The following is a 10,104-nucleotide window of genomic DNA, read 5'->3' on the forward strand; positions in this document are numbered from 1 at the left end:
CGTAAGCGATGGAGACGACCCCTACGAGTTCACCCGGATGATCTCGTGCTGGTAGGGCGCGATCACCGAGCCTGACACCCGCAGGTCGAGGACGAGGAACGCCCGCTCGTCGACCGGCCGCGCGGTCCAGGCGGCGAGCGCCTCCAGGTCCTCGGGCGTGCGCACGACCACGCCTTCCGCCCCCACCGCACCCGCGAACGCCGCGAAGTCGACCTCCGGGATCAGCATCGGCTCCTCGGCGAGCCCCTTGAGTCCGTACAGGTTCACCTCCGCGCCGTACGCCGCGTCGTTCCAGACCACGGCCATGCCGCGTCCGGCCGCCACGCGGACCGCCGACTCGAGGTCGGACAGCGCCATCAGGCCGCCGCCGTCGCCGGTGGTGAGCACGATCGTCGACTCCGGCCGGGCGAGCGCGGCGCCCGGGACGCTCGGCCAGCCGAGACCGATGGACTGGTACGCGGTGCCGACCATGATCATCCGGTCCGGGGAGGCGACCGGCCAGAACATGTTGGCCCAGCCGATGAAGTGACCGCCGTCGGAGACCACGACGCGATCCTCGGGCAGCAGGTCGGCGATGCGGGAGGCCGCGGTCCGGGGGTCGAGCCGGCCGTCGGCCGCGAGGCCCTCGCCGCGGTCGTAGTCGCGGACGTGGCCGAGCTCGACGCGCGAGCGCCACCCGGAGGGGACGGACCCGCGCCCGCGCAGGTCCGCGACCAGCGCTTCCGCGACCACGCGCGCGTCGCCCCGCAGGTAGGTGCCCACGTGGGGATGCGTCGCCGCGGGCGCCACATCGACTTGGATCACGCGGGTTCCGGGCGCGAACAGCTCGCCGAAGCGCATCGTGAACTGGTTGAGGGAGGCGCCGAAGACGACGGCGACGTCCGCCTCCCTGACGAGCGCCATGGCCCCCTCCGCGCCGAAGCCGCCCGTCACACCCAGGTCGTACCGCTCGTCGGGGAACACGCCGCGGCCCAGCGCGGTGGAGGCGGTCAGCGCGCCCGTGACCTCGGCGAGCTCGCCGAGCGCCTCCCCCGCCCCCGCCAGCCAAGCGCCGCGTCCCGCGAGGAGGAAGGGGCGCTCCGCCTCGGCGAGCATCCCCGCGGCCGCGCGCACGGCGCCTTCGGCGAACGCCCCCGCGGGGGCCAGCGGCCCGGGCACGACCGGCCGCGGCGCCTCGGGGACCGGTCCCGCCTCCCGGGTGGCCACGTCGTACGGGATGGCGATCACGGTCGGCACCCGATACGTCAGCGCGTGCTCGACGGCGATCGCGGTGGTGGCGGCCGCGTCCGCTCGGCCCACCGTGTACGTCCGCGCGCCGACGGCCGCCGCGAGGGCGATCTGGTCGACGTCCCACGGACGGGGACCGGAGGTCGGCTCGTCCCCGACGACGAGGATCAGGGGCACGTGGGCCTGCACGGCTTCGGCGAGCGCCGTGAGCGTGTTCGTGAACCCGGCACCGTACGTCGCGGTGGCGGCGGCCAGCCTCCCGGAGGCCCGGAAGTAGGCGTCGGCGGCGACGACCGCGCCTCCCTCGTGCCGCATGGCGCAGTACTCGACGCCGCTCTGGCGCTCGAGGGCGTCGAGGAAGTAGGCATTGCCGTTCCCCATCACCCCGAAGACGTGCGTGATGTGGGAGGCGATCGTCGCGGCGACGTGAGCGGAGACACTCGGCATGGCGGGGCCTTTCGAGACAGACGGAGGGGGCGGTTTCCGTATGTGTCTCGCCCACCGCGCTGACGCGGGCGGCTTCGTGCCCATTTTTCGAGCACCGGCGGTGCGGCTTGGCGGCCGGACGCGCCCATCCTAGCGCGGTCCCCCTTACGGCGGACCGGTCGGGGCCGATAGTGCCCCGGTGACGGCTCACCCGGAGCCGAGACCAGGATTCGCCCATGATCGTCGTCACCCGATTGAACGACACCCAGTTCGCGGTCAACCCGGACCTCATCGAACGCATCCACGCGAGTCCGGACACCACCCTCGTCATGGTCGACGGTGCGAAGTTCATCGTCACCGAGTCGATGGCGGAGGTGATCGAGAAGATCGCCGCATACCGGGCGCGCGTGATCTCCCTCGCGCACGACCTCCCGGCGTCGGGCCCCCGTCCGCTCGCCGCACCGCAGCTGGGGCTCGTCGCCCCGGTCGGGGCGGGAGGCGCGGACGCGCCCCACCAGGAGGCTCGCGCCGTCCCCCTGCGAGCACGGAAGAAGTAGACATGGACCCGGCAACGATCATCGGCATCGTCCTCGCCTTCGGCTCCGTCGTGGCGATGGTGACGATGGAGGGCGCGAAGCTCAGCGCGCTGCTCATCCCCGCCCCGATGGTGCTCGTCTTCGGCGCCACGATCGCCGTGGGGATCGCGAGCGGCACGGTGAAGGACTTCCTCGTCGCCGTGAAGTCGCTGCCGCGAGCGTTCCGCGGCAAGACGCAGGCGCCCGGTCAGGTGATCGACCAGGTGGTCGGCCTTGCCGAGAAGGCGCGGGCGAACGGCCTGCTCGCCATGGAGCAGGAGGCGGACGCCGTGGACGACCCGTTCCTCAAGCGAGCGCTCCAGAACATCGCCGACGGGACCGACGGCGATGAGCTGCGCGTGCTGCTCGAGGATGAGATCGCCACCCGCTCGCGAACCGACCGGGTCGCGGCGAAGTTCTTCTCGGGCATGGGCGGCTACGCCCCGACGATCGGGATCATCGGCACGGTCGTCTCGCTCACGCACGTGCTCGAGAACCTGGCGAAGCCGTCGGAGCTCGGCCCGATGATCGCGAGCGCCTTCGTCGCCACGCTCTGGGGCCTCCTGTCGGCGAACTTCCTGTGGCTCCCGATCGGGGCGCGCCTGCGCCGGCTGTCCGAGCTCGAGGTCGAGCGCATGACGCTCCTCATGGAGGGGGTGCTCGCCGTCCAGGCGGGCAGCCAGCCGCGACTGCTCGGCGAGCGGCTGCGGGCCATGATCCCCGACAGCGGCGAGGCGAAGCCGGCCAAGACCCTCAAGGCGGCCAAGCCTCCCGTCGAAGAAGCGGCCTGACGTGTCCGCCCGTCGGCGCCGGAGGCACGAGGAGCCGGAGGAGCACGAGAACGAGGAGCGCTGGATGGCCTCCTACATGGACATGGTCACCGTGCTCATGTGCATGTTCATCGTGCTCTTCGCGATGTCGACGGTCGACGCGAAGAAGTTCGAGCAGCTGAAGAACTCGCTCGCGACGGGCTTCGGCGAGGTGAAGACGCAGAAGATCGACACGGCGACGGGCGTCGTCGTCCCTCCCGCTCACGTCGAGGATCAGTCGAACACCACGGACTTCGCGCTGGCCCAGCAGGAGGCGCAGAACCTGCAGCACCTGAAGGACCAGATCCAAGCGGCGCTCACGCACGACGGCCTGCAGGACGCCGTCCAGCTCCGCATCGACGAGCGCGGCCTCACGATCGGCCTGGTCGGCAACTCGACCTTCTTCGACTCGAACCGCGCCGAGCTCAGCGCCCAGGCCGTCGCGGTGCTCAACGACATCGGCCCGGTGATCGCCCCGTTGGGCTATCAGGTCTCCGTGGAGGGACACGCCGACTTCCGCCAGCCCGGAGCGCCGTATCCGACGAACTGGGAGCTCTCCGCCGGCCGCGCGACCAGCGTGCTGCGGCACCTGGTGGAGGCGAACGGGTTCCCTCAGGAGCGCATCGCCGCCGTCAGCTACGGGGCCGCCCGCCCGATCGCGGGCCACACGGGCGCGACCGACGCCGACCTCGCCCAGAACCGGCGCGTGGACGTCGTGGTGCTGTCCGCGCAACCCGACCAGGTGCGGAAGCTCATCCCGGACGCCCTCAACGCACCGCCCGCCGCGCCGTCGGCGCCCGCCGCCGCGGGCGCCGCGGGGCGCTGACCCGAGGTCCTCACAAGCGCCTCCAGTACAGCTCCAGGCTGTCCCCGCCCTCCCAGTAGTCCGGCACCGACGCGACCGAGGCGAAGCCGCAACGCTCGTAGAAGGCCCGCGCGGCAGCGAAGCTCGGCGTCCCCGAGGTCTCCACCGTGAGCGCGGCCGCTACCGCCAGGTCTACGATCCCCTGCGAGTCACCCGGTTCCGCTTCACGCATGAGGACGGACTCCTAGCTATTCGCCCCAGCACACTTTCGGCGGGTTGTCCTCAAGCGCTCCGGAGGTAGGTGTCGAGAGCTTCGCGGATGATCTCACTCCTCCTGCGATGTTCCGCTTGTGCCCGTGCTGTGAGAAGGTCATCGAGTTCGCGAGACAATCGCACCTGCCGAACAGGTGAGTGGCCTGCCGACATGCTCCCATCCACACTCGGTCGGCCCATGGCGCGTTCCACCGCCTCCGGTGACCCAAGCAGGTCCTCCATCAGGCGTCGCCCGTCTTGGTTGACCGTCGCGTCGACCACGTTCGCGTCGGCGGGAATCTCCTCGATGCTCTCCGCCCACTCGGCCGCGCGAGCGTACCGCTCTTCGTCGGCCTTGCTCAGTTTCGGGTTCACTCGCCCAACCTCCTTTTCGCCTCGTTGAGAATCTTGAGCCACATCATGTTTGTCTGCGCTTCGGGCCCAGGCGATCGGCTACATGATTCACTAGTGTAGTACACAACTCCCTAATGGACTACACAAGTCTCTTCTCGCCTCCACATTGATGCCCACCCTCAGCAAGAGGCCCATGAGGAACGCGGGGTATCGGATAGCCCGCTCCGGCCAAACCTGCGCAGTACGCTCACATCATCGGCGGGACGGGCCCGCCGCGTGCCTGGAGCAGATCGATGTCGCAGCCGTCTTCCCCTTCCGGAGCGTCCGGAGCCCCGACCCCGCAACGCACAGGTGCCGCGGTCACCGCCTCCGCGCCTGCACCGGCGCCCCGCCGCCCGTTCCTCAGGCCCAGCCGCCTGCTCGCCAACGCCCCGCACGAGAAGCTGCACCCGGCGGTCCTCTCGGAGGCCGAGCGCCGCGCCGCGAGCCTCCAGCTACGAATCGCGGACGCGATCACGGCTTTCGCCGGGTCGATGATGTTCGTCTACCTCCACATCGCGCTCTTCGCGGTGTGGATGCTCGTCTTCGAGAAGAGCCCCTGGCCGACGCTGACACTGATCGTCTCGCTCGAGGCGATCTTCCTTTCGACGTTCGTGATGATCGGGCAGAACCGCCAGGCGGCATTCCAGCAAGCCAAGGCCGACCATGACTACACCGTCCAGCAGAAGCTGCTCGAAGAGAACACCGAGCTCACGCGCACCATCCACCGACTCACCCAGGAGATGCACGCCCGGATGCTTCCGGCCGGCTCCTCGTCGGACGGTGCGCCCGACACCGCCGTCTAGCACGCGCTTCAGCGCACGGATGCCCAGATCCACCCGGCGGATGAGGTCGGCGGCTCAGCGCAGCCGCGCCGGTCGCACCCGGACCGGCGCCAGCCAGCTCGCCACGATGACGGCGGTGATCGACCCCGCAGCCATGATGGCCGCCAGCACCACGACTTGGAACCGCCCTGCCTCCAGCGGCGAGACCCCGCCGAAGATCGCCCCGACGAAGGCGCCCGGGAGCGTCACCAATCCCGTCGTCTTCGTCTGGTCGACGGAGGGGATGAGCGCCGAGTAGACCGCGGTGCGGGCCTGTTCGATGGTCGACTGGCGCGGGGTGGCGCCGAGGGCGAGCCAGCCCTCCACCTCCTCCCAGTGGTCGTCGACCGCCTCCACGAAGCGCCGGCCGGCGAGGGTGGCGATGCTCATGGAGTTGCCGATGACGATGCCGCCGATGGCCAGCGCGTAGCGGGCCGAGAACTGGATCGCGCCCGTCAAGAAGACGACCGAGAAGGCCACGACGACGCCCGTGCTCATGGCCGTAGCCATCATGAGGGCGTGGTCGCGCGACCAGCCGATGCGGTGCGTCGCCGTCGCTGCGGCGACGCTGAACATCACGAGCAGCGCGAGGGCGACCCAGACCGGGTTCGTGATGACGCCGGCGAGCACGACGCTGATGACGGCGAGCTGGGCCGCGCCCCGCAGGATCGCGAGCGCGGGCGCCCACCGGTGCGGCACGCGGTAGGCCGCCAGCACGGCGGTCGCCACGAGCGCGAGCACAGCCACGCCGAGCACGGTCGGCGCCAGCTCACGGAGGATCGGCACCCTCCGACCCTATGCCGCCCCGGCTCGGCGGCCACGCCTCCCGCACATGCCGCCGCCGGCCTGTCGCTAAAGGAGGAACGATCAGCACATACCTCGCGTCCGCACCTCCGCTCCCCGACGACTCACGGCGCGTCGGGCAAACCCTCCTCCCCTACCGCCGCGTACACCGGAGCGAGGAACGGCGCAGCATCGAGCCACGCAGGACGCCCCTCCTCAGCCGCCGCCTAAACGGACCCCAGGAACGACGACGCAGCATCCAGCGACCCCGGGACGAGCCGGTAGTACGCCCAGGTCCCGCGCTTGGAGCGACTGAGGAAACCGGCCTCGACCAGGATCTTCAGGTGATGGGACACGGTCGGCTGCGAGAGCCCGAGCGGCTCGGTGAGGTCGCAGACGCAGGCCTCCCCGTCGTCGTGGGCGGCGACCATCGAGAGGAGGCGCAGCCGGGCCGGGTCGGCGAGGGCCTTCATCGCCCGCGCGACGGACACCGCGTTCTCCTCGCTGATCACTTCCTTCGTGATCGGGGCGCAGCAGGCCTGGAGGTCGCGCAACGGGAGGAGCTCGGTGATCGCCACCTCCCGATTCTCGCCCATATATTGACAACCGTCAATGTATGCGTTCACGATGTGTTCATCGACAAGCGTCGATGGAGAAGGGAGAATGATCATGGGATGCTGCGACAGCGACGACTGCCAGGTGCTGCCCGACGGTTCGTGCTCGCCCGAGTGCTGCTGACGGCGACGAGGCCGTCGTCCGCCCCCGGGCGGCGGCCCCGCGTCGCCGGCGCTGCGGCAGCAGGCCCGGCCCCCGAGCTCCAGATCCGAGTCCCGAGACCCAACACCCCCGACCCAGCCCCGGAGAACAATGACCGACACCGCCCGCCCCACCGTCCTCTTCGTCTGCGTCCACAACGCCGGCCGATCGCAGATGGCCGCCGGTTTCATGCGAGAACTCTCCGGCGGCCGTGTCGAGGTCCTCTCCGCCGGCTCCGAGCCGAAGGACCGGATCAACCCGGTGGCGATCGAGGCCATGGCCGAGGAGGGGATCGACATCGCCGGCAGCACGCCCAAGATCCTGACCACCGAGGCGGTCAAGGAGTCCGACGTCGTCATCACCATGGGCTGCGGCGACACCTGCCCGGTCTTCCCGGGCAAGCGCTACGAGGACTGGGAGCTCACCGACCCGGCCGGCCGCCCGATCGACGAGGTGCGCCCCATCCGCGACGAGATCAAGCGCCGCGTGGAGGCGCTCCTCGGCGAGCTCATCGCTTGAGGTTCGTCAGCTCCTGAAGCACCTCGTCCGACGTCGTGATGATGCGGGCGTTCGCCTGGAAGCCGCGCTGAGCGACGATCAGGTTGGTGAACTCCTGCGACAGGTCGACGTTCGACATCTCGAGCGAGCCGCCCTGCAGCGAGCCGAGGCCGTCCTCGCCGGGGCCCCCGAGCTGCGCGGTGCCCGAGTTGACGGTGGCGCGGTAGGTCGAGCCTCCCGCCTTCTCGAGCCCGCCGGGGTTGACGAACGTCGCGAGGGCGATGCGGCCGACCGCCTGCTTGTCCCCGTTCGAGAACAGGCCCGTGATGGTGCCGTCCTTGTCGAGGGTGAACGACTCGAGGGTTCCCGCCGCCTTGCCGTTCTGATCCTTGAACGCGACGGAGGTGACGCCGGAGTAGCCGGTGAGGGTGGAGAGGTCGACCGCGACGCCGCCCACGGAGAGGACGGGCGCGGGAGGCGCCAACGTTCCGTTCGACTGGAACGTCACCGCCGAGGTCCCCGTCTGACCGAGCGAATCCGCGCCCGCGACGTTCCAGGTGCTCCCCGCCTTCGTGAAGGTGAGGGTCAGCTTGCGGGAGGCGCCGGTCGCGTCGAACACCGAGACGTCGCGCACGAGCTGGTCGCCGTCTGCCGCGTCGGCCGGCAGGTTGCCCGCGACGGTCGCCGCGGTGGTCTGGGTGGCAGGGGTGACGGACTTCAGCGGGATGGTGATGTCGCTGAGCGCGCCTCCCTGCTGCACGACCCCGTTGACCGCGTTCCAGCCCTGGAGGATCGCCCCGCCCGGGCCGACCAGTCGGCCGAGCGCGTCCGGGTCGAGCGAGCCGGCGCGGCTGTAGACAGTCTCCCCGCCCGACTTCATGACGAAGAAGCCGTCGCCGTTGATCATCATGTCGGTGGCGCGGCCGGTGGACTGCGCGGCACCCTGGGTGAAGTTGGTCGAGATGCCCGCGACGAGCACGCCGAGTCCGATCTGAGCCGGGTTGGTGCCCCCGGTGCCCGTCTGCGGCGCGCCGGCGCCCTTGACGAGCTGCGAGAGCGTGTCCTCGAACTGCACGGCCGACGCCTTGAAGCCCGTGGTGTTGACGTTGGCGATGTTGTTGCCGGTGACGTCGAGCATGGTCTGGTGCGAGCGGAGGCCCGAGATGCCGGAGTAGAGGGAGCGGAGCATGGTGACTGCCTTTCGGTGAGGGTGGTGCAGGTCAGGAGGCCGCGGGGACGGTCGCGGCTGCGGACACGACGCCGAGCACGGAGTCGAGGGCGATCTTCTGGTCGCCGACCGTGACGACGGGAACGGACCCGGCGTACGAGACGGAAGTGGCGGCGCCGGTCTGCGTGGCGCCGTTCTTGTCGAGGTAGCTCACGGTGTGGCCGACGAGCGCGGCCGCGGCCTGCCGCATCTGCAGGGCGAACCCCTCCTGGTTGGTGGTGTCCATGCTCGTGAGCTTCTCCATCATCGCCAGCTGCGTGGTCTGCGCGATCATCTGGTTGGTGTCCATGGGCGAGCTGGGGTCCTGGTTGCGCAGCTGCGTCACGAGGAGCTGCATGAAGGCCTCGCTGTCGAGCGACTGCTTCGGCGTGCGGGTCGGAGGGGTCGAGTAGATCCCTCCGGTGGAGGCGGAATCCGTCCCGGTGACGGGGTCGACGGCCACGGCGGGCTCCCTTCTAGACGATGAGGTCGATGGTGCGGGCGATCCCGTCCGCGGAAGCGGCGGGCCTGGTCGGTTCTGCGGGCGGCGCGGGGAGGGAGCGCTTCTCGGGCGCCGGCTCGGCTGCCGCCCAGGAGTCCGGGCGGCGCTCTCCGGGCGCCTGCTGCTCCGCTCCCGGGTGGCTCTGCGATGACAGGTCGAGCGTGCCGCTGAGCCCGGCGCCGCCGAGATCGCGTCGGAGTTCCGGGAGGATCGACCGGAGGGCGTCCCTCCCGGCGTCGGTCGGCGCGAACAGCTCCACCCGGACGCCTTCGCCTCCGACGTGCGCGCGGACGGTCACCGGGCCCAGGTTGTCGGGCGTGACGTGCACGGTCATCACGTGCTCGCCCCGGCCCGCGGCGGCGAGCGTGAAGAGAGGGCGCGCGAGCTGCGACGGGAGGCTCGGCGATGCGGTCGGGGTGTTCGACGGCGCTGTGTGGGTGGCTGGGCTCGTCGGCGCCGACGGCGCGGCCGGGGGTACGGCGACAGCGGGAGGGATCGACGCGGCCGCGGGCTCGGGCACAGCCGAGGGGGAGGCGGCAGTCGCCGCGCGGTCGGAACGCGAGGCCGCGTCGGACTCTGATGCGGCGAGTGTCGGGTTGCCGGGCGAGGAGACTCCCGGTTCGAAAGCTCCAATCGGCGATGCTGCAGGATTCGCGGCCGAGGGGGTGGAAGTTGCGGCAGCTGCAGGCGCGGTGCCCAAGGGCGTTTGGGCCGGCGCGGACTCGGTGAGCACGGTCGAGGCGGCCCCGGCAGGCGCTCCGTTTGTCGAAGCAGCGACAGCCGACGCTGCGCTCGTCGACGCGGCCGCGACGGGCACCGTGCTGGGCGCGGCGGCGACGGCTGACGCGACCGTCGACATCGGGCCGCTCGGCGCGGTTGCGGAACGGGCCGCCGCCGGCGCGGCACCCGTCCTGGCGGCGGGAAGGCCCTGCGCATCCGCGCCGGCTGTCGCGTCAGCACGCCCGACCGCGGCCGCCGACGCTGCCACATCTCTCCTCCCACCCGGAACCATGTCGGCGGTCCCGGACGCTCCAAGACTCAGCACCA

Annotated in this window: 13 protein-coding genes; 5 read left to right on the forward strand and 8 right to left on the reverse strand. The window is 70.9% G+C overall.

Going from position 1 to position 10,104, the window contains the following annotated elements; genetic code table 11:
• Window positions 1-21: 21 nt before the first annotated feature.
• The gene (locus FPT20_RS16065; protein ID WP_158867155.1) at window positions 22-1,674 is read right to left on the reverse strand and encodes a thiamine pyrophosphate-binding protein; all 1,653 of its coding nucleotides are present in this window, start codon (window positions 1,672-1,674) and stop codon (window positions 22-24) included.
• Window positions 1,675-1,889: 215 nt separating this feature from the next.
• Here FPT20_RS16065 and FPT20_RS16070 point away from each other — a divergent pair, with 215 nt between their 5' ends.
• The 3 genes from FPT20_RS16070 to FPT20_RS16080 are packed head-to-tail and all read left to right on the forward strand — an operon-like array spanning window position 1,890 to window position 3,863.
• Complete coding sequence (locus FPT20_RS16070) at window positions 1,890-2,210, forward strand: flagellar FlbD family protein (protein ID WP_158867157.1); 321 nt, start codon at window positions 1,890-1,892, stop codon at window positions 2,208-2,210.
• Window positions 2,211-2,212: 2 nt separating this feature from the next.
• Window positions 2,213-3,019, forward strand: coding sequence for a motility protein A (locus FPT20_RS16075; RefSeq protein ID WP_158867159.1), 807 nt, complete (start codon window positions 2,213-2,215; stop codon window positions 3,017-3,019).
• Between the two features lies 1 nt (window position 3,020).
• Window positions 3,021-3,863: an OmpA/MotB family protein gene (locus FPT20_RS16080; protein WP_158867161.1), complete on the forward strand. Its 843-nt coding sequence runs from the start codon at window positions 3,021-3,023 to the stop codon at window positions 3,861-3,863.
• A 10-nt stretch (window positions 3,864-3,873) separates the two neighbouring features.
• Here FPT20_RS16080 and FPT20_RS16085 read toward each other — a convergent pair whose 3' ends face one another.
• Together FPT20_RS16085 and FPT20_RS16090 are read right to left on the reverse strand one after the other, a co-directional pair.
• The gene (locus FPT20_RS16085) at window positions 3,874-4,074 is read right to left on the reverse strand and encodes a hypothetical protein (protein ID WP_158867163.1); all 201 of its coding nucleotides are present in this window, start codon (window positions 4,072-4,074) and stop codon (window positions 3,874-3,876) included.
• Between the two features lie 50 nt (window positions 4,075-4,124).
• The gene (locus FPT20_RS16090; protein ID WP_158867165.1) at window positions 4,125-4,469 is read right to left on the reverse strand and encodes a ribbon-helix-helix domain-containing protein; all 345 of its coding nucleotides are present in this window, start codon (window positions 4,467-4,469) and stop codon (window positions 4,125-4,127) included.
• A gap of 272 nt (window positions 4,470-4,741) precedes the next feature.
• Here FPT20_RS16090 and FPT20_RS16095 point away from each other — a divergent pair, with 272 nt between their 5' ends.
• The gene (locus FPT20_RS16095; protein ID WP_158867167.1) at window positions 4,742-5,293 is read left to right on the forward strand and encodes a DUF1003 domain-containing protein; all 552 of its coding nucleotides are present in this window, start codon (window positions 4,742-4,744) and stop codon (window positions 5,291-5,293) included.
• A gap of 54 nt (window positions 5,294-5,347) precedes the next feature.
• Here FPT20_RS16095 and FPT20_RS16100 read toward each other — a convergent pair whose 3' ends face one another.
• A complete protein-coding gene (locus tag FPT20_RS16100) occupies window positions 5,348-6,097 on the reverse strand; it encodes an ABC transporter permease (RefSeq protein WP_158867169.1) in 750 nt (249 codons plus the stop codon).
• Between the two features lie 224 nt (window positions 6,098-6,321).
• Window positions 6,322-6,672, reverse strand: a complete 351-nt coding sequence (locus FPT20_RS16105) for a metalloregulator ArsR/SmtB family transcription factor (RefSeq protein ID WP_158868306.1) — start codon at window positions 6,670-6,672, stop codon at window positions 6,322-6,324.
• Between the two features lie 289 nt (window positions 6,673-6,961).
• On the opposite strand from FPT20_RS16105, the gene FPT20_RS16110 reads away from it, so the two are divergent.
• Window positions 6,962-7,369, forward strand: a complete 408-nt coding sequence (locus tag FPT20_RS16110; protein ID WP_158867171.1) for an arsenate reductase ArsC — start codon at window positions 6,962-6,964, stop codon at window positions 7,367-7,369.
• Here FPT20_RS16110 and FPT20_RS16115 read toward each other — a convergent pair.
• From FPT20_RS16115 to FPT20_RS16125, 3 genes are read right to left on the reverse strand one after another with little or no spacing between them, the layout of a single operon-like run.
• On the reverse strand, window positions 7,359-8,537 hold the full coding sequence (locus FPT20_RS16115) for a flagellar hook protein FlgE (RefSeq protein ID WP_158867173.1): 1,179 nt from the start codon (window positions 8,535-8,537) through the stop codon (window positions 7,359-7,361). The genes FPT20_RS16110 and FPT20_RS16115 overlap by 11 nt on opposite strands.
• 31 nt (window positions 8,538-8,568) lie before the next feature.
• Window positions 8,569-9,018, reverse strand: coding sequence for a flagellar hook assembly protein FlgD (locus tag FPT20_RS16120; RefSeq protein ID WP_158867175.1), 450 nt, complete (start codon window positions 9,016-9,018; stop codon window positions 8,569-8,571).
• Window positions 9,019-9,031: 13 nt separating this feature from the next.
• Window positions 9,032-9,577 (reverse strand): flagellar hook-length control protein FliK, encoded by a 546-nt coding sequence (locus tag FPT20_RS16125; RefSeq protein WP_158867177.1) that lies wholly within the window; start codon window positions 9,575-9,577, stop codon window positions 9,032-9,034.
• Between the last annotated feature and the right edge of the window lie 527 nt (window positions 9,578-10,104).

Source organism: Leifsonia sp. AG29 (assembly GCF_009765225.1).
In the GTDB taxonomy this organism is placed as follows: Bacteria; Actinomycetota; Actinomycetes; order Actinomycetales; family Microbacteriaceae; genus Leifsonia.

What these genes read in the sequence shown, in the direction of transcription:
- FPT20_RS16115 (WP_158867173.1), bottom strand. Translation starts at nt 8,537, where the DNA reads ATGCTCCGCTCCCTCTACTCCGGCATCTCGGGCCTCCGCTCGCACCAG.
- FPT20_RS16110 (WP_158867171.1), top strand. Translation starts at nt 6,962, where the DNA reads ATGACCGACACCGCCCGCCCCACCGTCCTCTTCGTCTGCGTCCACAAC.
- FPT20_RS16095 (WP_158867167.1), top strand. Translation starts at nt 4,742, where the DNA reads ATGTCGCAGCCGTCTTCCCCTTCCGGAGCGTCCGGAGCCCCGACCCCG.
- FPT20_RS16075 (WP_158867159.1), top strand. Translation starts at nt 2,213, where the DNA reads ATGGACCCGGCAACGATCATCGGCATCGTCCTCGCCTTCGGCTCCGTC.
- FPT20_RS16085 (WP_158867163.1), bottom strand. Translation starts at nt 4,074, where the DNA reads ATGCGTGAAGCGGAACCGGGTGACTCGCAGGGGATCGTAGACCTGGCG.
- FPT20_RS16065 (WP_158867155.1), bottom strand. Translation starts at nt 1,674, where the DNA reads ATGCCGAGTGTCTCCGCTCACGTCGCCGCGACGATCGCCTCCCACATC.
- FPT20_RS16070 (WP_158867157.1), top strand. Translation starts at nt 1,890, where the DNA reads ATGATCGTCGTCACCCGATTGAACGACACCCAGTTCGCGGTCAACCCG.